The organism is Gemmatimonadaceae bacterium (assembly GCA_036273715.1).
In the GTDB taxonomy this organism is placed as follows: domain Bacteria; phylum Gemmatimonadota; class Gemmatimonadetes; order Gemmatimonadales; family Gemmatimonadaceae; genus JADGGM01.
In genome coordinates this window covers 16345-38897 of record DASUHB010000063.1, presented here as the reverse complement: position 1 = coordinate 38897, position 22553 = coordinate 16345, and the positions used below count along the sequence as shown (strand labels likewise).

The 22553-nt window shown below is 66.4% G+C and carries 22 protein-coding genes; 12 read left to right on the top strand and 10 right to left on the bottom strand.

The window, feature by feature from the left end:
- Nucleotides 1-123 precede the first annotated feature (123 nt).
- Complete coding sequence (locus VFW04_13595) at nucleotides 124-471, top strand: PadR family transcriptional regulator (protein HEX5180363.1); 348 nt, start codon at nucleotides 124-126, stop codon at nucleotides 469-471.
- Nucleotides 472-490: 19 nt separating this feature from the next.
- A complete protein-coding gene (locus tag VFW04_13590) occupies nucleotides 491-742 on the top strand; it encodes a hypothetical protein (GenBank protein ID HEX5180362.1) in 252 nt (83 codons plus the stop codon).
- Here the strand turns inward: VFW04_13590 and VFW04_13585 are convergent.
- A complete protein-coding gene (locus VFW04_13585) occupies nucleotides 739-1890 on the bottom strand; it encodes a citrate synthase (protein HEX5180361.1) in 1152 nt (383 codons plus the stop codon). The two genes, VFW04_13590 and VFW04_13585, sit on opposite strands and share 4 nt — an antisense overlap.
- A gap of 55 nt (nucleotides 1891-1945) precedes the next feature.
- On the opposite strand from VFW04_13585, the gene VFW04_13580 reads away from it, so the two are divergent.
- A complete protein-coding gene (locus VFW04_13580; GenBank protein ID HEX5180360.1) occupies nucleotides 1946-3157 on the top strand; it encodes a citrate synthase family protein in 1212 nt (403 codons plus the stop codon).
- On the opposite strand, the gene VFW04_13575 is transcribed toward VFW04_13580, so the two are convergent.
- From VFW04_13575 to VFW04_13550, 6 genes are all read right to left on the bottom strand, one after another.
- The gene (locus VFW04_13575; protein ID HEX5180359.1) at nucleotides 3154-3660 is read right to left on the bottom strand and encodes a DinB family protein; all 507 of its coding nucleotides are present in this window, start codon (nucleotides 3658-3660) and stop codon (nucleotides 3154-3156) included. The genes VFW04_13580 and VFW04_13575 overlap by 4 nt on opposite strands.
- A gap of 157 nt (nucleotides 3661-3817) precedes the next feature.
- Nucleotides 3818-5008 carry a type II secretion system F family protein gene (locus tag VFW04_13570; GenBank protein HEX5180358.1) on the bottom strand — a complete coding sequence of 397 codons (1191 nt, stop codon included), beginning with the start codon at nucleotides 5006-5008 and terminating at the stop codon, nucleotides 3818-3820.
- 22 nt (nucleotides 5009-5030) lie between these two features.
- Nucleotides 5031-6200, bottom strand: coding sequence for a type IV pilus twitching motility protein PilT (locus VFW04_13565; GenBank protein HEX5180357.1), 1170 nt, complete (start codon nucleotides 6198-6200; stop codon nucleotides 5031-5033).
- A 138-nt stretch (nucleotides 6201-6338) separates the two neighbouring features.
- Complete coding sequence (locus tag VFW04_13560) at nucleotides 6339-8165, bottom strand: ATPase, T2SS/T4P/T4SS family (GenBank protein HEX5180356.1); 1827 nt, start codon at nucleotides 8163-8165, stop codon at nucleotides 6339-6341.
- Nucleotides 8166-8266: 101 nt separating this feature from the next.
- Complete coding sequence (locus VFW04_13555; protein HEX5180355.1) at nucleotides 8267-8902, bottom strand: helix-hairpin-helix domain-containing protein; 636 nt, start codon at nucleotides 8900-8902, stop codon at nucleotides 8267-8269.
- Between the two features lie 93 nt (nucleotides 8903-8995).
- Nucleotides 8996-9898 (bottom strand): M28 family peptidase, encoded by a 903-nt coding sequence (locus VFW04_13550; GenBank protein ID HEX5180354.1) that lies wholly within the window; start codon nucleotides 9896-9898, stop codon nucleotides 8996-8998.
- Between the two features lie 173 nt (nucleotides 9899-10071).
- On the opposite strand from VFW04_13550, the gene VFW04_13545 reads away from it, so the two are divergent.
- The 4 genes from VFW04_13545 to VFW04_13530 are packed head-to-tail and all read left to right on the top strand — an operon-like array spanning nucleotide 10072 to nucleotide 14642.
- The gene (locus VFW04_13545) at nucleotides 10072-11730 is read left to right on the top strand and encodes an LptF/LptG family permease (protein ID HEX5180353.1); all 1659 of its coding nucleotides are present in this window, start codon (nucleotides 10072-10074) and stop codon (nucleotides 11728-11730) included.
- Nucleotides 11727-12815 carry an LptF/LptG family permease gene (locus VFW04_13540; protein HEX5180352.1) on the top strand — a complete coding sequence of 363 codons (1089 nt, stop codon included), beginning with the start codon at nucleotides 11727-11729 and terminating at the stop codon, nucleotides 12813-12815. The genes VFW04_13545 and VFW04_13540 overlap by 4 nt, the downstream gene beginning before the upstream one ends.
- A gap of 16 nt (nucleotides 12816-12831) precedes the next feature.
- On the top strand, nucleotides 12832-13692 hold the full coding sequence (locus VFW04_13535) for an ABC transporter permease (protein ID HEX5180351.1): 861 nt from the start codon (nucleotides 12832-12834) through the stop codon (nucleotides 13690-13692).
- Entirely contained in the window at nucleotides 13689-14642 is a 954-nt protein-coding gene (locus VFW04_13530) for an MlaD family protein (GenBank protein ID HEX5180350.1), read from the top strand. The genes VFW04_13535 and VFW04_13530 overlap by 4 nt, the downstream gene beginning before the upstream one ends.
- Here the strand turns inward: VFW04_13530 and VFW04_13525 are convergent.
- Genes VFW04_13525 through VFW04_13515 form a run of 3 tightly spaced genes read right to left on the bottom strand, consistent with a single transcriptional unit; the run spans nucleotide 14629 to nucleotide 18076 of the window.
- A complete protein-coding gene (locus tag VFW04_13525; protein HEX5180349.1) occupies nucleotides 14629-15201 on the bottom strand; it encodes an NAD(P)H-dependent oxidoreductase in 573 nt (190 codons plus the stop codon). The two genes, VFW04_13530 and VFW04_13525, sit on opposite strands and share 14 nt — an antisense overlap.
- Before the next feature lie 30 nt (nucleotides 15202-15231).
- A complete protein-coding gene (locus VFW04_13520) occupies nucleotides 15232-16665 on the bottom strand; it encodes an APC family permease (protein HEX5180348.1) in 1434 nt (477 codons plus the stop codon).
- A gap of 58 nt (nucleotides 16666-16723) precedes the next feature.
- On the bottom strand, nucleotides 16724-18076 hold the full coding sequence (locus tag VFW04_13515; protein ID HEX5180347.1) for an amino acid permease: 1353 nt from the start codon (nucleotides 18074-18076) through the stop codon (nucleotides 16724-16726).
- Between the two features lie 219 nt (nucleotides 18077-18295).
- On the opposite strand from VFW04_13515, the gene VFW04_13510 reads away from it, so the two are divergent.
- Genes VFW04_13510 through VFW04_13490 form a run of 5 tightly spaced genes read left to right on the top strand, consistent with a single transcriptional unit; the run spans nucleotide 18296 to nucleotide 22538 of the window.
- Nucleotides 18296-18562 carry a hypothetical protein gene (locus tag VFW04_13510; protein ID HEX5180346.1) on the top strand — a complete coding sequence of 89 codons (267 nt, stop codon included), beginning with the start codon at nucleotides 18296-18298 and terminating at the stop codon, nucleotides 18560-18562.
- Nucleotides 18563-18572: 10 nt separating this feature from the next.
- Complete coding sequence (locus tag VFW04_13505) at nucleotides 18573-19568, top strand: COX15/CtaA family protein (protein HEX5180345.1); 996 nt, start codon at nucleotides 18573-18575, stop codon at nucleotides 19566-19568.
- Nucleotides 19565-20458 (top strand): heme o synthase, encoded by an 894-nt coding sequence (locus VFW04_13500; protein HEX5180344.1) that lies wholly within the window; start codon nucleotides 19565-19567, stop codon nucleotides 20456-20458. The genes VFW04_13505 and VFW04_13500 overlap by 4 nt, the downstream gene beginning before the upstream one ends.
- Nucleotides 20458-20733 (top strand): hypothetical protein, encoded by a 276-nt coding sequence (locus tag VFW04_13495; protein ID HEX5180343.1) that lies wholly within the window; start codon nucleotides 20458-20460, stop codon nucleotides 20731-20733. Before VFW04_13500 ends, VFW04_13495 begins: the two co-directional genes overlap by 1 nt.
- Entirely contained in the window at nucleotides 20712-22538 is a 1827-nt protein-coding gene (locus tag VFW04_13490) for an ABC transporter transmembrane domain-containing protein (GenBank protein ID HEX5180342.1), read from the top strand. The genes VFW04_13495 and VFW04_13490 overlap by 22 nt, the downstream gene beginning before the upstream one ends.
- The last annotated feature ends 15 nt before the right edge of the window (nucleotides 22539-22553 follow it).

The following is a 22553-nucleotide window of genomic DNA, read 5'->3' as shown; positions in this document are numbered from 1 at the left end:
CCGCCTAACGGAGACCGCCCGGCCGCGCGCGGGGCGCGCCGCCGGCGACCCATTGCGTCACAAGGGGAGACGCGATAGGATAGGCTTGAGCCTCGATCCTCCCTCTCCGATCACAGTGCGCCGATGAACGACCTCGACATCAACCTCATGCGCGGTACGCTCGACCTGCTCATTCTCAAGGCCCTGACGTGGGGGCCGCGACACGGCTACGCCGTCGCCGAATGGATCGGGCAGGCCACGGAAGCAACGCTGCTCGTAGGCGAAGGCACGCTGTATCCCGCGCTGCACCGCCTCGAGCGCCAACGTTTGGTGGAAGCCGAATGGGGCGTGTCGGAGAACAACCGGAGCGCCAAGTTTTACCGCCTGAGCCCGGCAGGACGACGCCGGCTGGCGATCGGAAGTTCGTCGTGGCACCGATTCGTCGAGCTCGCGGGGCGGGCGCTCCGGGCCACCTCTCCGGCGCCGGCCTGATGCCTAACGCAACGACGCCGTGCCTCCGGCCGCATCGGTTCGCTCGGCCGGCGCTCGCCTAAACGTGCTCGACGAGGAGATCCTCGACCGCGCAGGAAAACCCAGGCAGCACGTCCTCACCGGCACCGGTGTCGTGCGCGAACACAACGCCGAGCCGATTGCGATAGACGAAATCGGTGAGGTAGTGCGCGAGACGCGAGGCGATTGCGCCATGACGCGTCCCTGGCGGTTCGTGCACGACGAGCCGTCCCCGCGCGGCGCGCTCGCCTAACGGGGAGCAGTCGCGCCATCGGCTTCGGGCGCCGCACCCCCGCGCCGCGGCCAGCGCCGGCCGCGCGGACCCACGTATTCCGACGTGGGACGAATGAGGCGATTCGCCGCGCGCTGCTCGATCGCGTGTGCGATCCATCCACTGACACGGCTGATCGCGAACGTCGGCGTGAAGAGCCCGACCCCAAGCCCGAGCCCGTGCAGCACCAATGCCGTGTAGAACTCCACGTTCGTCTGGAGCCGACGCCCTGGCTTGTACTCCTCGAGCAGCGCAACAGCGGTGCGCTCGACGTGACGCGCCAGCGTGTACAACTGCATGTCTCCCGCTCTCGTGAACAATCGCTCGGCCGCGGCAGCCAGGACGTCGGCGCGCGGGTCTCGCACCTTGTACACGCGGTGCCCGAAACCCATCAGTCGCTCGCCAGCCTCGATCTTGGCCCGCAGCACCGTTTCCGCGCGCGACGCATCGCCGATCTCGAACACCGTCTCGAGCGCCGGTCCGGGCGCGCCGCCATGCAGCGGACCTTTGAGCGCGCCCACAGCCCCCGCTACCGCCGACACGAGATCGGATCCGGTCGAAATGATGACGCGACAGGTGAACGTCGAGGCGTTGAGACCGTGGTCGACGACGGTGTTCAAGTACGTCTCGAGCGCCCGCACGCGCTCCGGGTCGGGCTCGACACCGTCGAGCATGTAGAGGTAGTTCGCGGCGTGGCCCAGATCAGGTCGCGGCGCAATCGGCGCCTTCGCCGCCGCGAGCCGCGCATACGCGGTAACGATCGTCGGCGCGAGCGCCAGGATCGCCTCCGCGCCGCACGACACGAGCGATACCGTACCGATCGCGATGCGCAGGGCATCCATGGAGTCGACCCGCTCGGCGGCACACGCGCGCAGGATCTCGAGGGTCGGCGACGGAAGCGCGCGCTCAGCGGCAAGACTCTCGCGGAACCCATCGAGCTCGGCGCGGGTGGGAAGCGCGCCGTGCCAGAGTAGCCAGGTGGTTTCTTCGAAGGTCGCGTTGGCGGCGAGCTCGCCAACGGGGAAGCCCGCGATGGTCAACTCGCCGGCCTCGCCGTCGACGTGGCTGAGGCGCGTCGTGGCCGCGACGACGCCTTCGAGGCCCGGAGGAATCAGCGTATTGGACGTCATGGCGCAAACCTAGAAAAGCGTGCATGATTGAGTCAATGTTGATTGATCAATCAATATGACAGAGGCGACGCTCTCCGCCGCCGAGGCTGCGCGCGCCCTCGGCGTCGCGCGTCCCACGCTGTACGCGTACGTGAGCCGCGGGCTGATCCGCTCCCAGCCCGGCCCGCGTCCGAGCCGCGCTCGGCGCTACGCCCGCGAGGATGTCGAGCGTCTCCGGTGCCGGTCGGAGGAGCGCCGCGATCCGGACAAGGTCGCGGCGAACGCGTTGCAGTGGGGGGTGCCGGTGCTCGAGTCGTCGATCACGTTGATCTCCGGCGACGCACTGTTCTATCGCGGCCACGATGTGCTCGAGCTCGCGCGCGAGGCATCGGTCGCGGAGGTGGCGTCGCTCATCTGGACCGGTCGTCGGGACGGCGCGCGTCCGGCATTGGCCGAGCGGCAGCCGTCGTTAGGCACGCGGTGGGCTCGTCTCCCCTTCCCGTCGCGTGCGCAGGCCGCGCTTGCCCATTCCGCTGCCGGCGACGCCCGGGCCTTCGATCTCCGCGCGCCGAACGTCGTGCGCATCGGCTGGCGCATCCTCGATCTGCTCGTGCGCGTGGCGGCGCCGCGTGCGGCCGGCGGCACGATCGACGGCGCGCTCGCGCACGGGTGGCGGGTGTCCGGCGCGGGCCAGGATGTCATTCGCGCCGCCCTCATCCTCGTCGCCGACCACGAGCTCAACGTTTCTGCGTTCACCGCGCGGTGCATTGCGTCGGCGGGATCGTCTCCGTACGCGGTGGTCGGCGGCGGGCTCGCCGCGATCGAGGGCGTGAAGCACGGCGGCAGCACGGCGCGGGTCGAATCGCAGCTGGCCGCGCTTCGCCGCACGCGCTCGCTGCGGGCGGCGATCGCCGAGCGGCTTCGACAAGGCTCGCGCATCGAGGGGTTCGGACATCCGCTCTACCCGAACGGCGATCCGCGCGCGGCGATGCTACTCGCGCTCCTCGGCGACCATTTCGGTCGATCGGCCGAGATGCGCTTCGTTCGCGACTACGCGCGCGCCGGCGGGGCGCTCGCCGGCGACGCGCCTAACGTAGACCTTGCCCTCGCGTCCGTCTCCCGCGTGCTCGGCTTGCCTGCATCGTCGGGGCTCACGCTGTTCGCGATCGGCCGGACCATCGGCTGGTTGGGCCATGCGGTCGAGCAATATGCGCTCGATCGGATCATCCGGCCGCGCGCCCGGTACGTCGGCGAAGCGCCGGGCCGCGAGGCACAGACGCCGTCCTAACGCAGCGCGGCGCTCGCCCGGCGCTCGTCCACCTGGCGCAGGTGGTGCTCGAGATGCCCAACGTAGTCGCGCATGAAATACGCGAGCGTTGCGGGCCGATCCGCCGGCACCGTTTGCCACGCGATCTGATCGAGATTGTGGCGGCGATGCTCGCGGTGGGCGACGTCGTCCGGCACCAGCGCCATGACGCGGGCCACATGGCGGTTGTACGTGTGCCAGAGCGTCACGAGCTCGTCCCAGGGCACCGACCGGTACTGTTGGGCCGCTACCCAGTCATCCTGTTGATAGCCCTGGAACACGAGATCGTCCTGCCATCGCACGCGCACGAATCGCTGATGATTGTGCGAGGCCGAGTCGATCAGGTGTCCGATGATTTCCTTGATCGACCACTTCCCCGGCGCCGGCTGGTAGGACGCAACGTCCTCGGGGATCGTGCGGAGGTCGGCGGCCGCGCGGTCGACCGTGTCGCGGAGATGTGTCGCGTAGTCCGGTTCGGCGGTCATGGGTCTCGGTGCACGAATGGAACGCGCCGCGGGAGACGGCGCATGCTGCTCACAATCGCGAGCCGGTGCACGGCTGTCAAACGCGACACCGCGGCCGAGATGGAAAACGCCCCGCCGGAATCTCAGCGGGGCGTGTGCACTGCCTCGTCCGCGTTGCTTACTGCACGGCGTTGATCATGTCGAAGATCGGGAGGTACATGGCGACCACCATGCCGCCGACGACGACGCCGAGGAACACGATCATGATGGGCTCCATCAGGCTGAGCAATCCGCTCACGGCCGTGTCGACTTCGGTGTCGTAGAAGTCGGCGATCTTGGTGAGCATCTCGTCGAGTCCGCCGGTCTGCTCGCCGACGGCGATCATGGAGATCACCATGGGCGGAAAGACGTTGCTCTTCTGCAACGGCGCGCTGATGGTGTCGCCGCCGGCGATGGACGCGCGCGACTCCATGATGGCGTTGTGAATGACCTGGTTGCCCGCGGTCTTGGCCGTGATCTCGAGGCCGTCGAGGATGCTTACGCCGGAGCTGATGAGCGTGCCTAACGTGCGGGTGAAGCGCGACACGGCGCTCTTGCGGAGCAGGCTGCCCAACACCGGCACGCGGAGCAAGAAGCTGTCGACGCGGAGCTTTCCGGTGGGCGTGCGATAGAACTGGCGGAGCATGAAGATGCCGCCCCAGATGGCGCCGCCCAGCAACCACCAATAGTGCTTGAGGAACGACGACAGCCCGATGACGACGCGCGTCGGCAGCGGCAGCGACAGGTTGACGCTGGCGAACATGTTCTGGAAGACCGGGATCACGAAAATGAGCAGCACGACGATGGCAACGACGGCCACGCTCATGATCACGGCCGGATAGATCATCGCGCTCTTCACCTTGCCGACGAGGGCGTCGTTCTTCTCGAGGAAGGTGGCGAGGCGGAGCAGAATGGTGTCGAGAATACCGCCGGCTTCACCGGCGGCAACCATGTTCACGTACAGATCGGTGAACGCCTTGGGGTGCCGGCGAAGCGCATCGGCCACCGTGTGGCCGGACTCCACGTCGTACACCACCTGGCGCGTTACGTCCTGCAGCGCCTTGTTCTCGCTCTGCCGCGACAGGATGTCGAGGGCCTGGACTAACGGAAGGCCGGCGTTGATCATCGTCGCGAACTGTCGCGTGAAGATGACGATGTCGCGCGTCTTGATGCGGCCCTGGCGCTTCTTGGCCTTCTCTTCGTCGATCTTGACGACGATCAGTTTCTGGCGGCGCAGCTGCGCGACGACTTCGTCGCGCGACGCGGCATCCATGGTGGCGGTCTTGAGCTCACCGCCGAGCGTGCGCGCAGTGTAGGCGAAAGTAGGCATGGATCAGTCTCTGGCTGGCGGGCTAACGCTTCCCCGCGATGGACGCAACCTTGGACGGCTTGTTGCCGCTCTTCATCAGGTCGGCGGCATCGGCGGTGAGTGGCGCTTCGCCGATCATGCGCATGAATTCATTCGGGTCCGACGACACACGCAGGCACTCGTCCATTTCGACTTCGCGCGCGACATACAACTGGTAGAGCGCGTCGTTGAGCGTCTGCATGCCGTACTTTTTTCCGCCCTGCATCAACGAATAGATCTGGTGCACCTTCGCATCGCGGATGAGCGCGCGGATGGCCGGGGTGACGACGAGGATCTCCGCGGCCATGGCGCGTCCGCGCCCCTTTGCGCGCGGCAGCAGCGTTTGCGTGATGATGCCTTCGAGCGTGAAGGCCAACTGGGCGCGCACCTGTTCCTGCTGGTGTGACGGGAACACGTCGATCACGCGATTGATCGCTTCGGCCGCCGAGTTGGTGTGAAGGGTGGCGAGGCAGAGGTGACCGGTTTCGGCGATGGTGAGCGCTGCCTGGATGGTTTCGAGATCGCGCATTTCGCCGACGAGGATCGTGTCGGGGTCTTCGCGCAACGCGTACTTGAGCGCGGTGGCGAAGCTCTTGGTGTCGGTGCCGACTTCGCGCTGGTTGACGATGCAGGTCTGGTGGCGGTGGATGAACTCGATTGGGTCTTCCACCGTGATGATGTGTCCTTTGCGTTCGCGGTTGATCTTGTCGATCATCGCCGCGAGGGTGGTGCTCTTGCCGGAACCCGTTGGGCCGGTGACGAGAACCAGGCCGCGCGGCTTTTCGGCCATGCGGGCGACGGCCGCGGGAAGACCGAGCTCCTCGAACGTGCGGACGTTGAACGGGATCTGGCGGATGACGAGCGACACGCAGCCGCGCTGTTTGAAGCAGTTGCCGCGGAAGCGCGCGAGGTTCTGAATGCCGAAGGAGAAGTCGAGCTCATCCTCGGTTTCGAACCGCTTTTTCTGATTTTCGGTGAGAATCGAGTAGGCCAACTGCATGGTGTCTTTTGGCGAGAGCACCGTCTCGACGTTGGCGTTCTGTATGTCGCCGTCGATGCGCAGCTTCGGTTTGTCGCCCGCTGTGATGTGCAGGTCGGACGCATCGCGCTCGATCATCTCTTCGAGGAGCGAGCGGAGGTTGACCGGCGAGGGGGCTGGCGCGGGAGACGTCATGGCCTGTATCGAGTGAGAGTCAGCTGTGCGTTACACGATAGACTTGCAAGCCGCGACCGTGGTAAAACACTGCCGCAGCCGTGGGGAACCGATGTGATCGCCTCGCGTGCCTGGAGCTCCGGAGGTTCTGATCCGGCGTCAGGCGGCTGTCTCGCGAATGACTTGCTCGAGCGTCGTTATTCCTTTCATCACTTTGAGCAGCCCATCCATGCGCAGGGTGAGCATGCCGTCGGAGATGGCGGCCTCGCGGATCTCCACGGCGCCGACGTTTTGGAGAATCAGTTTTCGAACGCGCGGTGTCATGGCCATTACCTCGTACAATCCTTGACGTCCTTTTAGGCCGGACCCGGCGCAGGCATCGCATCCGCGTCCGCGCCAGAGCGGAAGCTGCTCGATTTTCGTGTTGAGGTCGAAGTCGGCGACGATTGGTTGGGCGTCGGCGACGGCGCCGCGTTTCATGTTCTGGACGGCCTCATCTGTGTAGTGCATGTCGCCCAGGGTCATCTCGGGGGAGAGTTTGGTGGCGCGGTACTCGTCATCGCTCCACTCGTAGCGCTCCCGGCATCGATTGCAGATGCGTCGCACCAGTCGTTGGGCGAGGACCAGGTTGAGCGCGGAGGCGACATTGAACGGCTCGAGGCCCATGTCGAGGAGTCGCGTCACCGTTTCGGGAGCCGAGTTGGTGTGGAGGGTGGACATGACGAGGTGACCGGTGAGGGCAGCCTTGATAGCGATGCCACCGGTCTCGAGGTCGCGGATCTCGCCGATCATGATGATGTTCGGGTCTTGCCGTAGGAACGCTTTGAGGGCTGCGGCGAACGAGAGTCCGATGTCCGTGCGGACGAGCACCTGATTGATCCCGTACAAGTTGTATTCGACGGGATCTTCGGCGGTCATGATGTTGACATCGATGTTGTTGACCTTGGAGAGCGCCGAATAGAGCGTCGTCGTTTTGCCGGATCCCGTTGGGCCGGTGACGAGCACCATGCCGTACGGATTGGAGACGGCCTCCATGAGATCGTGTTCGGCGCGCGGCTCGATGCCGAACTTTTCGAGGTCGAGCGTGAGGTTGCCTTTGTCGAGAATACGGAGAACCACTTTCTCGCCGAACAGGGTCGGCAGTGTCGACACGCGGTAGTCGATCACCTTCTTGCCGATTTTGAGTTTGATGCGGCCGTCTTGGGGCACGCGGCGTTCGGCGATGTTGAGGTTCGCCATGATCTTGAAGCGCGAGATCAGGGCGGCCTTGAGTTTCATGGGGGGCTTCATGACTTCCTGGAGAGCGCCGTCGATGCGATAGCGGACGCGCATCTCGTGTTCGTAGCACTCGAAGTGGATGTCTGAAGCGCCGCGTTTGACGGCGTCGGTGAGGAGGCCGTTGATCAACTTGACGACGGGTGCGTCGTCGATGGCCGCAGCGAGCGCTGTGGCGTTGACTTCTTCTTCGCGGTCTTCGACAACTTCAACGTCGCCATCGTCGCCGATGTCGGCGAGGAGGTTTTGCAGCGCGTCGTCCGGCGTCTCGCCGTAGTGCCGCTCGATGGCGTTGCGGAGCGTGTATTCGCCGGCGATGACCGGGAAGATGTCGTACCGCGTGATGAACTTCAGGTCGTCGATGACGCCGAGGTCGGAGGGGTCGGCCATCGCGACGGTGAGGGTGCGTCCTTCGCGCTTGAGGGGAAGCACGAGGTGGCGCTGCGCCAGTTCGGCCGGGATCAGCTTGGCGATGCGAGCATCGACCTCGAAATTGCTGAGGTCGACAGCGGGCATGCGATACTGGCGGGCGAGCATCCTCGTGAGATCGACTTCATCGATGAAGCCGAGCTTGACGAGGTTGTAGCCGACGCGCATGCCCGTGTTTTTCTGCTCTTGAAGCGCTTTTTCGAGCGCTTCGCGCGTGATGAGCCCTTCCCGGATGAGGAGCTCGCCGATGCGCTCGCCAGATGCAGCTACGGGTGCAGCCATGTTCGCCCGGGTCGGGTTATTTCGCGTCGTTGATCGAGTCGATTGGAGGGCGCGGCGTAAGCGTGTGCCGGCGGCGGATGCGTCGTCGCTTGTCGGTGAGCTTAGGGAGGATCTGACACGCGGGCGCGGCTGCGGCGTGGCTTTCGGGCGGCCCCTCGTCCGTCCGGTCGATCCACAGGGTGAGGACGCGGTTGGAGGGAGAAAGTCACATGTGGCGCGAGGATGCGCGCGAGCGCCGGACCGACTCCGCGGACGCGTTTCAATTCGTCGAGATTGCCGAACGGACCGAGTGAATCGCGATTGGCAACGATGCGTCGGGCGAGCGTTGGCCCGATGCGTGGAAGGCGTTCGATTTCGGCTGGTGTGGCGACGTCCATGTCCACCCGGACGTTGGTGGCTGTAGTGGAAGAGTCCCGTTTGCGTGAACGGCGCGGGAGCCTGACCAGCAGGGATGGGGGCTCCGTGGTCGCGCCGCTCTGCGCGGACGCCGAGCCTGCTGGAACGTTGACCTCGCCTATGGTGTCGTGAACAATCGAGCCGCGCCGAGTTTTTCGAACCGGTTTGCGTGTGCGGGCTCTGGCCGAATCGACGTCTTGGATTTGGCGGTCGAGATCTGCGGCTTCGAAGGCAGAGGGCTGGGCGTGGCCGGCCAGGGCTGCGTAGGCCCGGACGGCGCCGCCGAGCACGAGGAGTGCCGAGAGGAAGAAGAGGGCGCGGCGTTCGGCGGGTGTTGGCATCGTGGCCGCACGATAGGATGGATCGGTGCGGGCGGCGTCATCGAAACATTTTGGGTGCGGCGCGAATTGTTGCGGGGTCGTGCGGACGAGCGGTTACTGCGTCGTTAGGAGTTTGGTGGCAACGTCACCGACGATCTGGAGGCTCTGGGCGGAGACTTTGTCGAAGGTATCCTGGGGGGTATGGTGCCAGGGATAGTCATAGTCGATGACGTCGATCACGTGCATTCCGGCGTTGAGCAGGGGGACGTGGTCGTCGGTAATGATCTGGCCGGGAGCGGGAATGAAGTATCGTGAGTAGCCCAGGTCGGCGGCGGTGTTCCAGACGAGGGAGACGACTTCGGGCGCTTGTTGGAGGGAGTGTCCTTCCTGATAAATATCGAGGTCGCGGTCGCCGATCATGTCCCAGAGGACGCCGTACAGGGGTTTATAGTTAGGCGAGGGCAGGTGTTGGGCGAAGTACGTCGAGCCGAGGAGGACGTCGGTGCTCTTGGCGAGGTCGCCGTCATCGAAGTCGCCGTAGTCTTCGCCGTCGACGAACACGAGGTCGACGCCGACGGTGGGCGGGGTCTTGCGCAGGGCGTCGCCTAACGCAATAAACAACGCGACGCCGGAGGCGCCGTCGTTGGCGCCCGGCATGGGAAGCGTCCGTTGGGCGGGGTCCTTGGCGCCGTCGGAGATCGGGCGCGTATCCCAGTGGGTGAGATACAGAATGCGTTGGGCGGCGGCGGGCTTGAACCGTGCAATGATGTTCCGGAGCGGCAGCGTGTCGCCGTGCACGGTGACGTGGGTCCATCGCTGCTCGATGACCGTATCGGCGCGCCGCTTCATCTGGGCGACGATCCAGTCGCCCGTCTTGCGGTGGGCGGGCGATCCGGGAATCCGTGGTCCGAAGTCGAGCTGCGTCTTGACGAAGCCGAGGGCCTCCTCACCGTTGAAGGAGGTTTTCGGGCCTTCGTGCGAGCATGCGGTGATGCCGAGCGAAAACAGACACAACATCCAAAATCGGGTGCGCAAAGACTGCTCCGGAGTCGAGAGGTCGTCGTGGGAATAGTAGCAGGTGTGCGTGTCGGCGGTCCATCGGGAAGCGGGGGGCGCCTTCGCGGCGGTGCCGCTCGTCTTAGATTTGGCGTGAATCCCTCGTCGCGGAAAGCGAACGCGAGCTCACATCGGTGAAGATTCTTCCGCGGTACATTATCCGCGAGCACGTTGGGCCGCTCATTTTCTCGTTGTCGGCGCTGACGATCCTGCTGCTGCTGAACCAGGTGGCGAAGCAATTCGGCCAGCTGGTGGGCAAGGGATTGTCGTGGGCGATCATCGGCGAATTCTTTTTGTTGTCGATTCCGTTCATCGTGGCGATGACGCTGCCGATGGCGGTCCTGGTCGCGGTGCTGTACGGGTTCAGCAGGTTGGTGGCGGAGAACGAGGTGACGGCGCTCCGCGCGTCCGGGGTGAGCGTGAACCGCATCGTGGCGCCGGTGATGGCAGGCGGGGTAGTGTTGGCGCTGCTCATGCTGCTGTTCAACGATCAGGTGTTGCCGCGGGCGAATCACCGGCTGCGCACGCTGCAAACGGATATCGCGCGAAAGAAGCCGACGTTCGCGCTGCGCGAGCAGGTGATCAACGAGGTGATTCCCGGGCGCATTTTCCTCAAGGCCGGGCACATCGACAACGCGACCAACCGGATGCGGGAGGTCTTCATTTACAATTTCGAGGATCCGGCGCATCGCAAGACGATCTACGCCGACAGCGGCGTGATGGGGCTGACGACGGACGAGAGCACGCTCGAGATGACGCTGCACCACGGCTTCGTGCTGCAGACGCCTAACGACGACCCGGCATCGCTGCAGCGCTTGTATTTCACGACCGATGTCGTGCGGGTGCGGGGCGTGACCAACAAATTCGAGAAAACGGAGAAGGACGACTATCGCGGCGAGCGCGAGATGACCGTCTGCCAGATGAATCAGGAATATCAGACGGGCGCGTATCAGCTCGCGCTTGCCCGGAGCGAGCTGGCGGCGAACCTCGGCAACACGGCGAGCTACGCGGCGACGGGGCGTCGTCCGGAGCCGGGGGCGCTGCCGGCGCGGCGGGACAAGCGGACCTCGGGCGAGCTCTACTGCGATCTGGTCCGCAGCGCACTCGGCGCCGTGGGCGTGCCGTCGGCGGATGCCGCCGTGGTGCCGCAGGCGCAGCAAGGCGTGCCGGCCAGGCGGGATGCGAAGGCGGCGGCTCGGCAGCACGGGGCGGCCGCGCGCGGGGCGGCGCCGGCGAAGCCGCCGGCCACCACGTTAGGCAACCTGCATCCGCTGGTGAGCACGCCGGGCCGCGCGGCGCCCGTCCCGGTGCGCCCACAGTTAGGCATGGAGCCGATCCCCTTCGTGACGCCGGCGCAGATCGCGGTGATCGAGTCGCGCATGACCGATGCGCGCATCACCATGGCGCGCTATCAAGTGGAGATCCAGAAAAAATTCGCGCTGGCCGCGGCGTGCGTCGTGTTCGTGCTCTTCGGAGCGCCGATCGCGCTGCGATTCCCGCGCGGCGGCGTGGGCGTCGTCATCGTCGTCAGTGTGGTCGCGTTCGGAATCTATTACGTGTGCCTCATTGGCGGCGAAGCGCTGGCCGACAAGCTCCTGCTCAGTCCCTTCTGGTCGATGTGGGCCGCGAACGCGATTTTCGGCGTGATCGGCGCGGTGATGCTGGTGCGCTCGCAGCGCGTCGGCGCCACGGCGGCGACGCGCGACACCTCGGAGCTCATCGAGCGCGCGCGCGTGTGGGCCGCGCGCCAGCTCGGGCGCATCGGCGTTCGCGTTGGGCGGAGGGCCGCATGAAGCGGCTGATGCATCCGCTGGACCGATATGTCCTTGCGGAGTTCAGCAAGATTCTGATCGCCGCCGCGCTGGGCTTCCCGCTCCTGGCGATCGTCATCGATGCGACAGACCACCTGCAGAAGTATCTCAGCCGAAACCTGGGCTGGGGACAGATCGCCCTCAGCTATCTGTATTGGGTGCCGGACTCGATGTTCATGGTGCTGCCGGCCGCCGTGCTCTTCGCGGCGGTTTTCTCGATCGGCGCATTCACGCGGCATTCCGAGGTGACGGCGGCGAAGGCCTCGGGGATTAGCTTTCACCGGCTCATCGCGCCCATCCTGCTCGCGTCCGTCGTCACGGCGCTGTTCACGCTATTTTTGGGCGAGCTCGTTCCGGTGACCGACCGCAAGCGGAACGACATTCTCGAGGAGCGGAAGTTCACCGGTGTGAGCGACCGGTTCAACTTCGCGTACGAAGCGCAGCGCGGACGCGTGTACCAGATTTCGTCGTTGAACGTGGACCGGAGAGCGATCGACCACGTGACCATCGAGCGGAAAGGCAGCGGCCCAACGTATCCGACGTATCTCGTGGCGGCGCAATCGGCGCGGTGGGACACGACGCACCACGTGTGGATGCTGCACAAGGGCGAGCTGCACGTGATTCCGGATTCGCTGCAGACGATCTCGATTCACTTCGACTCGCTGCGCGACAACGCGTTCACGGAGGGTCCGGCCGATCTCACGGCGACGCCGCCGAGTCCCGATGAGATGCGGTATCTGGAGTTGCGGCGATTCATCGGCGCGCTCGAGCGGTCGGGTGCGGACACGAACGAGCTCAAAGTGGAGCTGGCGCTCAAGATCGCGATTCCGGTGACGTGCATCATCATTGCGATTTTCGGCGCGCCGTTGGCGACGAGCGCGCAGCGGGGCGGCGCGGCGTTCGGCATCGGCATCAGTCTCGCGACGACGATGATCTTTCTCATGCTGATCCAGCTCACGAAGGCCGTTGGGCAAGGCGGGGTGGTGCCGCCCGAGCTGGCGGCGTGGCTGCCTAACATTCTGTTCGCCGCCATCGGGCTCGTGCTGCTGGCGCGGGTGCGCACGTGATCCGTCGGGTCGGCGCGTGAGCGCGAGCGTCTACCCGAGGCACGGCGGCGGCCACCGGCCGACCGACTCGTTTCCGGTGCCGCAGCGGGCGGCGATCAAGTTCTTCCGGCGCGTCGCACAGATCACGATCGGGATTTTTCTCGAGGTGGGGTGGCGGGTCCACTTTCTGCGCGAGATCATGCGTGCGGTGGGCGAGCCGCGGACCTGGCTGCCGCTGACGATCAAGCAGATGAAGAACATCGGCGTGGACTCGCTGCCGCTGGCGGGCATCGTGGCCGCGTTCATCGGGGCTGTGACGGCGTATCAGACGGTGTACCAGCTCTTCCCGGGGGTGCAGCTGTCGGCCGTAGGGTGGATCGTTAGGCAGAGCGTCGTGCTCGAGCTCGGGCCGCTGCTCACGGCGCTGGTGCTGGCCGGGCGCGTGGGCGCGCGCATGACGGCGGAGATCGGCACGATGCGCGTCACCGAGCAGATCGACGCCCTCGAGACACTGGCCTACGATCCCATCGCGTACCTCGTGATACCCCGGACCGTGGCCGGCCTGACAATGGTGCCGCTGTTGACGATTCTGGCGATCGCGATCGGCATCGTGTTCGGGGGTCTGACGGTGATCGTGGCGACCAAGGTGCGCCTAACGGATTACACGACCGGCCTGCGCCTCACGTTCATTCCGTTTCAGGTCTACTACGCCCTCATCAAGGCGACGCTGTTCGGTACGTCCATTGCGCTCATCTGCTCGTACGAAGGCTACGTGACGGAGACCGGCGCCGAAGGCGTGGGCCGGTCGACGGCGCGGGCCGTGGTCATTTCCTCGGTGGTCATCCTATTGTTGGACGCGCTCACCGCCCTCTACCTCGCCCCTGCCCTCGCGCCATGAAGCGACGTGACGAAGTGATCGTTGGTGTGTTCGTGACCGTGGCCATCGTGGTCGGCGTCGTCGGCACACTCTGGCTGGCGCGTCGCGGATTCAGCAAATCGTATCCGATGTATGCCCAGTTCGACTGGGGCAGCAATCTCAAGACCGGGCAGCCGGTCGAGTTGGCAGGCGTGCAAATCGGCTCTGTGGATCAGGTCAAGCTGAATCTCGCCGGCTATCTCGACGTGACCATGTCCATCGACAAACAATGGAAGATCCCGGAAGGCACCTCGGCGACGGTGCAGAACGAAGGGTTCTTTGGCGACAAATCGATCGCGCTGCATCCGTGCCGGCGGCCGCAGCCCACGGTGGGCGCGGAAGGCGCGGGGCCGGTGTCGGCAGTCAAGGACTCCACGCCGGTGTGCAGGCCTAACGCATTCCTGCCGCCGGGAGACACGATTCCCACCGGCAAGGCGGCGCCGAGCATGGATGACCTGCTCATGCGCGTGGATTCGGTGAGCGGACAGATGTCGTTGATCATCCACTCGCTGCAGGTGGAGCTGGTGCAGAAGAACGGCGTGCAGGACCTCCACAAGACCATTCTGTCGACCAACGCGCTGTTGGTGGAGCTGCACCAGGTGGCGGCCCAACAATCGCAGGCGCTGTCGATGACGCTGGCGTCGATTCGCCGGAGCGCGGCAGCGTTGGACAGCGCGGCGCTGGACACGACCGTGCACAACGTTGCGGCGACGACGCGCAACCTCCAGGCAATGACGGCCGAGCTTCAGAAGACCTCGTCGCGACTGGATTCTGTAATCGGGCAGGTCCAACACGGCGACGGAACGGTGAGCAAGCTGCTGAACGATCCGGGCGTGTACAACGAGCTCCGCACGCTCCTGGCGCGCATGGATTCTTTGACGGCGGATGTAAAGGCCAATCCGAAAAAATACTTCAACGTCAAGGTGTTTTAGGCGCGAGGCGGCGCGCGAACTCCGCGAACCGGACCAGGTGGCGGTGGATGAAGTCGCGGGTGGCGGCGTCGGTAAGGCGAAGGTCGGCGTCGAAACGCGTCGCGGCGTATGGCACCAGCACCTCGGGCCCGGGCAGCACCGGCGATTGCGTGAACACGAACGACTGGCGCAGCGCCAATTGCGCGCGCGTCGTGCCCGACATCCCGGTCGACGCGCCCATGAGCGCGACGGGCTTGGCGTGCAGCACCGAGGTCTGAGGCGGACGCGACGCCCAGTCGATCGCGTTCTTGAGCGCGGCACTCGGCCCGAAGTTGTATTCGGGTGTCACGATGAGCAGCGCGTCCGCGGCGTGGACGGCCGTGCGCCATGCGGCCGCGGGTGCCGGTCCGCCCTCGACGTCGATGTCGGGGTTGTACAGCGGCAGGTCGCCGATTCCGTTGAATTCCTCGATGGTCATGTCCGGCGGCATCAACTCGATCGCGGCCCGCAGCAATGCCCGATTGTACGAGCCGGTGCGCAAACTGCCGGATACGCCGAGGATGCGGAGCGGAGTCGTCACGGTGTTGCGATGCGTGGAGGTGCGGGAAATCTACGCCGCATCGGCGTTCGACGGCGCGAGGCGCGCGGCGCGCCGCCTCGCGGCGACCGTGAACAACCCCGCGCCGATGAGGTTGGCAATGCCGATCGTGAACACGATGCGGGCGGCAAAGGCCCATCGGCTGACGACGCCGACGATCGGCACGACCGACAACACGATGTACAGCAGGGTCATGAGGAAGCCGGAGATCGCCGCGATCACGAGGCCGCGCGGGGCGCGTCCGCCTAACCGAGATGCGGCCAGCACGGGCAGCGCGAACATCGCCAAATAGGTGAGCGCGTAGAACACGCCCGACGCCGTGTCGAGCATCTGGAAGGCTTCCTGCAAACCGACGCCGGTGACGCCGAACAACAGAATCGCGAACGTGATCGCGGCAACGAACGCGATCGAGTTGACCGGCGTCCGCCACCTGGGATGCAGCGTGGTGAACCACGACGGGAGCAACCCATCCCAGCCGGCCACCATGGGCAGACGCGTATTACCGGTGAACAACAAGTTCGCATTGGCAACGGCGCGTACGAAGAGCAGCATCACGAGGAGCGGGGCGACGATGCCGAGGATGCCCGACGACCCGTAGGCCAACCGCAGCGACTGCGGAATCGGCGCCACGAGGTCGATCGCACTGCCCTGGACCAGCGAGTACGTGGCGCTCGTCCCGAGGATGAACATGACCGCGATGATCGGCGTGGCGACGAGCACGGAGCGCGAAATGCTGCGACCGGGGTCGCGCGATTCGCCGGCCATGATGGCGACCCACTCGAAGCCGCTCAACGCGCCCATGCCTAACTTGCCCAGCACGTTGGCGCTGAAGAGCGACACGTGCGGGACGCCGGTGGCGAGCGGCCGATAGGTAACGTGGACGCCGCGCGCCGCCGCCACGACAGGCGCGATGATGAGCGCGGTGAACGCGACCAGTTGGGCGAGCCCGCCGAAGTTGTGCACCCACTTCCCCACCCGCAGCCCGAACACCGACACGACGACCATCATCGCGATGAGCGCAACGCCGACGATCAGCTGAAATCGTTCCGTACCGGCGACCGCCGTCGCACGCGGTCCTATTGCGTACGCGAGCGTGCTCGATACGGCGAGGCTCGTCGCCGCCAGCAGCACCAGCGTGTACACCCACAAATTCCACGCGGTGAGAAATCCCCAGAACTCGCCGAAGCCGACTTTGGTCCATTGGTAGAGTCCGCCTTCGAGCGGCAGCCGGCGGCTGAGATAGATCACGACCGCGGCCTGCGGCAGATAGAACAACAGAATGGCGAGAAGCCAGAAGGCGCTCTGCGATTTGCCCAACCGCGCCGCGACGCCGACCCACGAGGAGCCGACGACGTAGAGCAGCTGCGTGAGAACGAGATCGCGGAGCGCGAGCGGACGGCGGAGCGCCGCGCTCTGCTCCTCGACCTTGGCGAGGGATCGGCTCACACGCGAGCGGCTACGGTCGGCGGCGGCGCGGCCTGGCGCGGGCGCCGGGACGCGGTGGTCACGGTTCGGCCGGCGCGCGCGCCACGGCGCGCCGACGCCCAACCGTTGCATAGTAGATCGGGATGCCGATGACCACGCCGCCCAGGACCGCCACGGTGGACCACCGGCTGTCGGGCGACGCCACCGAATTCACCAGCAGGTACACGGTGGCAAGAATGAACAGCCCCGGCACCACGGGGTAGCCCGGGACGCGGAACGGCGGATCGTAGTCCGGCCGCCGGCGCAGGACGAACACCGCGCCTACGCCTAACGCAAGGAACGGCACGATGGCGATCACGAACGCGTCGGCGAGCTGCTGAAAATCGCGGATCAGCACGAAGATGATGCCGAGGACCGCGCACAACGCGATCGACACGTAGGGCGTGTGATACCGCGGATGCACGCTCGCCACCTTGCGCACGAACAATCCGTCATCCGCCATGGCGAAAAAGATGCGCGGCGCGGTGAGGATCGATCCGTTGAGCGTCCCGAACGCCGAGAGCATCACGGTGACGGCCACGAACACCACGCCGGCCGGTCCGACGACGCGCGCCGCGACGTCGGCGGCGACTAACGGAGAGCTCGCGATCTGGCCCACCGGCAGCACGGCGAGATAGGCGAGATTCGCCAGCGCATAGATGAAAATCACCGCGAGCGTCCCGATGATGATGCCCCGCGGCATGTTGCGGCGCGGATCTTTCACTTCGCCGGCGACGAATGTCACATCCTCCCAGCCGTCGTACGCCCAGAGCACGGAGACGAGCGCGAGTCCGAAGGCCGAGACGCTGATGCTGCCGGCGGGAACGGCGGGCGTGAAGTGTCCGCCGGTGTGCGGAAGCCCGAGCGCCAACGCAAGCAGCACGATGAACAGCAAGCCGCCGTACTTCGCGAGCGTCGTGATGTTCTGCACCAGCGAACCCCAGCGCAGCCCGACGTAATTGAAGGTCGCCGTGAGCGCGATGGATACCGCGGCGATGTAGTGCACGTACGCGTCGTACGGCGCGACCGCCGGGTTGTGTCCGAGCACCCGCAGCAAATACTCGGCGAACGTCGTCGAGATGGCGCCGAGCGCGGCCGCACGAATGATGGCCAGCTCCGCCCAACCGAACAGAAAGGCCGGGAGACGGCCCCACGCTTCGCGCAGAAAAACGTAGATCCCACCCGTGTCCGGGAAGGCGCCGGCGATCTCTGCCAGTGTGAGAGCGCCGCAGAGTGCGAAGCAGCCGCCGGCCACCCAGACGAGAATGAGTGGCAGCGGGCCCGGAAGCTTTTGCGCAATTCCCGCCGGCGAGCGAAAGATGCCCGAGCCGATCGTGGAGCCCACGAGAACGGCGACGGTACTGAGCAGTCCGAGCTGTCGTCGAAGAGCCATGGAGCCAAGGAAATGGGACGCATCGCGTGGCCGCGACTCGGCCAGCGCCCGAGCGCTGCACGGACATCGGGGACTTCTACCTGCTCAAACCGGCCTGCGGGAGTACGACGCGCAGTGCGCGCGCGCAATCACACGCTCTTACACAGGTCTGGTCCGCGGGTTGCTTCCGCCGTTCGCTAGGGCGATTTTACGGTGTTTCGACTCCAAAGTTCAATCCCGTTGCGTCTCAACTTATTCTGGCTCGCGGTCGCGTGCTGCGTGGTTGCGCAGTTCGAGATTCTGCGCTTCGCGCTCAAGACGGCACGCGCGAGCAATAGCTCGGTGCCCACGCCCTCACGGTGGAGCGAGGTCCTGTGGACACTCGTTCCGGCGGTTGGGTTGGCAGTGGTGCTCGCGTTCACGTGGCATGCGATCGCATCGCATCGGGCCACGGCGTCGCTCGGGCCCGCGCCTCAAACGTCGGTGATCGTCGAGCACCCCTCGTGAGCACCAATCGATGAAGGTAGCGTTGCGGCGGCTGTCGTACGTCGCGCTGGTCGTGGCCGTCGCGCAGATCGTGTTCGGCGCCATCGTACGCATCAGCGGATCTGGAATGGGATGCGGCGACCATTGGCCCAAGTGCTACGGTCGGTGGTTTCCGCCGTTGGACCAGCCTACTCTGGTCATCGAGTGGACGCACCGGCTCATTGCCGCCGCGCTGCTCGTCGCGCTGGTGGCTCTCACGGCTGCCGCTTACGCCCAGCGGCGCGCGCTCGGTGTGGGCGGACGCGGCGGCGTGCTGCGCGCCAGCGTGCTGGCGCTCGCCATGTGGCCGGCGCAAGCCTTGCTCGGCGGCATCACGGTGTGGCTCGGCAACGTGTGGTACACGATTGCGTCGCACTGGCTGCTGGCCGCGACGCTGCTCGCCGCGCTGGCGGCGGCGGTGATGCGGGCTGGTGGGTTAGGCGGCGCCTGCGCGCGGCGGGAGCGCGCGTCGCCGCGCACGGCGCGCGGAGCGGTCGCGGGCGCGGGCATTGCGCTAGTCACGATCTTCTTGGGCGGCATGACGGCGACCTTTCCAGGCGCGAACGTGGCCTGCTCCGGATTTCCGCTTTGCGGCGCCGGCATCGCATCGGCGGTCATGCCCATCGGTCGCACCATCCAGATGACGCACCGCGTTCTGGCGCTCCTGCTCACGCTGCACGTGTTCGGGCTGTTGTGGGGCGTGGTCCGCCGACGTGAAGCGATCGTCGTCGTGCGCGCGGTGGGCATCGCCGGCGCGCTGATCCTGGCGCAGATCGGGATCGCGGCTGCGATGATCGGTCTCGAGCTGCCTCCGGTGCTGCGGTCGTTGCACCAGAGTGTCGGTGCGCTCATCTGGCTGACGCTCTTCTCGGCGGCGTATCTGGCGCGCATGGCGTCGCGCAGCGAGGAGGCGATGGCCGAACGAGGCGCCATCGCGAGCGCGCCGCCCGCACGCGGCGTGCATGCGACGGCGGAGGCTGCACGATGACGGGCGCAGTCGTCGCAAAGGAGCGGACGATATCGCTCGGCCGCGACCTGGTGATGCTCACCAAGCCGCGCATCATCTCGCTGCTTCTGGTCACGACGATCGCGCCGATGTACGTGGCCGGGTCGCCGACTCTGGTGCTGGTGCTCGTCGTTGCGTTAGGCGGCTACCTCATGGCCGGCGGCGCCAATGCGGTCAACATGTATCTGGACCGCGACATCGACGACCGCATGGCACGCACGCGGCTGCGTCCGCTGCCGAGCGGCCGGATGCATCCCCGCGCCGTGCTGGCGTTCGGGCTTGCGCTGGCCACCGCCGCGACGGCGCTGTTCGCGTTCACCGTCAACGTGCTGAGCGCGGCCCTCGCGCTGGCCGGGTTCTACTTCTACGTGTTCGTGTACACGCGGTGGCTCAAGCGGCGCACGCCGCAGAACATCGTGATCGGCGGCGCCGCGGGGGCATTCCCTCCGCTGGTCGGCTGGGCGGCAGTGACGGGACGTATCGACCTCGCCGCCATCTATCTCTTTCTCATCGTGTTTTACTGGACGCCGCCGCATTTCTGGGCGCTCGCCCTGCTCAAGCAGCACGACTACGGACGCGCCGGCGTGCCCATGGCGCCGCTCGTGTGGGGCGAACGCGAGACGATGCGGCAGATGCTCTGGTATACGGTCCTGCTCGTGCCGATCACGCTCTTACCCGCCGCATTCGGCGCCTTCGGCATCATCTACACAATCTCGGCGGCTGTGTTAGGCGGGCTGCTGTTGGCCGGCGTGGTGCGGGTGATGCGCGTGCGGCCGTGGACGGCCGCGGCGTGGAGCGTCTACAAGTACTCGCTGCTGTATCTCGCGCTGCTGTTCGTCGCCATGGCGGTGGACCGCGGCGTGGCGCGCTGATGGCGATCGACGATCGCGCCGCCCGACCCGATGAGCTCGGCGTGCTGGTCGCCGCCGGCGACGGCGAGCCAGAGCGGCTGTTGATGCTCGGCACCCCACACGGTGGACGCGTCCACATCCGTGAGTGGTCCTCACACAACTGGGCCGGGCCCGCGGACGAGCGCGACGACGCGGTGGCCGACGCACTCGCGGTGTTTCAGCGCGCCTACGACGCGCGCCGGCGCATGAGCGCCGGATTTCCGGAGATTCGCGCATGGCTCGCCGGCCGGCGCTGACACCCGGCACGATCGCGCCCGGCGCGCCGATCGCGTCGGGCGCACGCAAGGTGCCATCGCCGCGCGCGCTGCGCCCGCTGCTCCTGCGCATGCGGCCGTATCGCATGCAGATCGCGCTGGCGTCGGTCGCGCTGCTCGTCAGCGCGGGCATCACGCTCGCGTTTCCGCTCGTCGTCCGATACCTGCTGGACGCGGCCTTCGTGCGGGCGAACGCGCCGGCACTCAATCGCATCGCACTCATTCTGGTCGGCCTCTTTGCGGCGCAGGGCCTGCTCAACTTCGGCCAGGTCTGGGTCCTAACGGCTGCCGCCGAGCGCATCATCGCGAAGCTGCGCGACGATCTGTTCGCGCATCTCGTGCGGTTGTCTCCCGGTTTTTTCACCGAGCGCAGGTCCGGCGAGCTCACGAGCCGTCTGGCGACCGACGTCACCCTGCTGCAGTCGGTGATGACGTATCAGGCCACCGAGCTGTCGCGTCAGGTGCTGTTTCTCGTCGGCGGCGTGATCATGCTGACGCTCACGCATCCGCAGCTCACGGTCACGACGCTGGCCGTGGTGCCGGTGATCGTCGGAACGGCGTGGGTGTTCGGACGCGCGCTCAAGAAGGCGAGCACGGGCGTGCAGGATCGAGTGGCCGATGCGATGGGCAGCGCCGATGAAGCCTTCTCGCAGATCAGGACGGTGCAGAGCTTCACGCGCGAGACGGTGGAGGCGCGCCGGTTCAGCACGCAGCTCCGCGATGTGGTCACTGCCGCCGTCCGGCGCGCCAAGATTCGCGGCGCGTTTTTCGGCGTGATCACCTTCTGCGCATTCGGCGGCGTGGTGATCGTGCTCTGGCAGGGCGGGCGGCTCGTGCTGGCGCGCGAGCTCACGCCCGGTGCGTTAGTCGAGTTCCTGTTCTACGCGTTCTTCGTCGCGGCGGCCGTCGGGTCGCTCGCGTCGCTGTTCGGCAACTACCAGGAAGCCGTTGGCGCGGCACACCGGGTGTTCGAGCTGTTGGACACGAAGCCGACGGTCGTCGATCCACCCGCTCCGGTTGCGCTGCCGCGGCCGGTGCGCGGCGACGTGCGGTTCGAGCACGTGACGTTCAGCTACGGACCCGAGCTGCCGACGGTGTTGCACGACGTGAGCTTCCACATCGCACCGGGCGAGGTGGTGGCGCTGGTGGGGCCGTCGGGCGCGGGGAAGACGACGGTGGCGTCGCTGATCACGCGCTTCTGGGACGTGCCTAACGGAGTGGTGGCGCTGGACGGCGTCGACATCCGCCGCTTGTCGCTGCTCGAGCTGCGCGGCGCGGTGGGGCTGGTGCCGCAGGAGCCGGCGCTGTTCAGCGGAACGGTGCGCGACAACATCGCGTATGCGCGGCCCGAGGCCGGCGATGCGGACGTGCTTGCGGCGGCGCGGGCCGCGCACGCGTGGGAATTCATCGAGCGTCTGCCCGACGGTCTCGAGACGCGGGTGGGAGAGCGCGGCGTGAAGTTGTCGGGCGGCCAGCGCCAGCGCATCGCGATCGCGCGCGTGTTCCTCAAGGACCCCGCCGTCGTGGTGCTCGACGAGGCGACTTCGAGCCTGGACAGCGAGAGCGAGCGATTGGTGAACAGCGCAATGGAGAAGCTGTTGACGGGCCGTTCGACGCTGATCATCGCGCACCGGCTGAGCACCGTGCGCCGCGCGGACCGGCTGCTGGTGCTGGATGGCGGCCGGATCGTGGAAGAGGGCTCGCACGCCGAGCTCCTGGCGGGACGCGGCGTGTACGCGCGCCTTTACACCGTGCAGTATCCGGAAGCCGCGGCCACGGCGACGTAACGCCGCGGGGCCGCG

What these genes read in the sequence shown, in the direction of transcription:
- VFW04_13530 (HEX5180350.1), top strand. Translation starts at nt 13,689, where the DNA reads ATGAAGCGACGTGACGAAGTGATCGTTGGTGTGTTCGTGACCGTGGCC.
- VFW04_13515 (HEX5180347.1), bottom strand. Translation starts at nt 18,076, where the DNA reads ATGGCTCTTCGACGACAGCTCGGACTGCTCAGTACCGTCGCCGTTCTC.
- VFW04_13565 (HEX5180357.1), bottom strand. Translation starts at nt 6,200, where the DNA reads ATGACGTCTCCCGCGCCAGCCCCCTCGCCGGTCAACCTCCGCTCGCTC.
- VFW04_13495 (HEX5180343.1), top strand. Translation starts at nt 20,458, where the DNA reads ATGGCGATCGACGATCGCGCCGCCCGACCCGATGAGCTCGGCGTGCTG.
- VFW04_13555 (HEX5180355.1), bottom strand. Translation starts at nt 8,902, where the DNA reads ATGCCAACACCCGCCGAACGCCGCGCCCTCTTCTTCCTCTCGGCACTC.
- VFW04_13585 (HEX5180361.1), bottom strand. Translation starts at nt 1,890, where the DNA reads ATGACGTCCAATACGCTGATTCCTCCGGGCCTCGAAGGCGTCGTCGCG.
- VFW04_13575 (HEX5180359.1), bottom strand. Translation starts at nt 3,660, where the DNA reads ATGACCGCCGAACCGGACTACGCGACACATCTCCGCGACACGGTCGAC.
- VFW04_13580 (HEX5180360.1), top strand. Translation starts at nt 1,946, where the DNA reads ATGACAGAGGCGACGCTCTCCGCCGCCGAGGCTGCGCGCGCCCTCGGC.
- VFW04_13550 (HEX5180354.1), bottom strand. Translation starts at nt 9,898, where the DNA reads ATGTTGTGTCTGTTTTCGCTCGGCATCACCGCATGCTCGCACGAAGGC.
- VFW04_13595 (HEX5180363.1), top strand. Translation starts at nt 124, where the DNA reads ATGAACGACCTCGACATCAACCTCATGCGCGGTACGCTCGACCTGCTC.
- VFW04_13505 (HEX5180345.1), top strand. Translation starts at nt 18,573, where the DNA reads ATGAAGGTAGCGTTGCGGCGGCTGTCGTACGTCGCGCTGGTCGTGGCC.
- VFW04_13540 (HEX5180352.1), top strand. Translation starts at nt 11,727, where the DNA reads ATGAAGCGGCTGATGCATCCGCTGGACCGATATGTCCTTGCGGAGTTC.
- VFW04_13570 (HEX5180358.1), bottom strand. Translation starts at nt 5,008, where the DNA reads ATGCCTACTTTCGCCTACACTGCGCGCACGCTCGGCGGTGAGCTCAAG.
- VFW04_13490 (HEX5180342.1), top strand. Translation starts at nt 20,712, where the DNA reads ATGGCTCGCCGGCCGGCGCTGACACCCGGCACGATCGCGCCCGGCGCG.
- VFW04_13560 (HEX5180356.1), bottom strand. Translation starts at nt 8,165, where the DNA reads ATGGCTGCACCCGTAGCTGCATCTGGCGAGCGCATCGGCGAGCTCCTC.
- VFW04_13500 (HEX5180344.1), top strand. Translation starts at nt 19,565, where the DNA reads ATGACGGGCGCAGTCGTCGCAAAGGAGCGGACGATATCGCTCGGCCGC.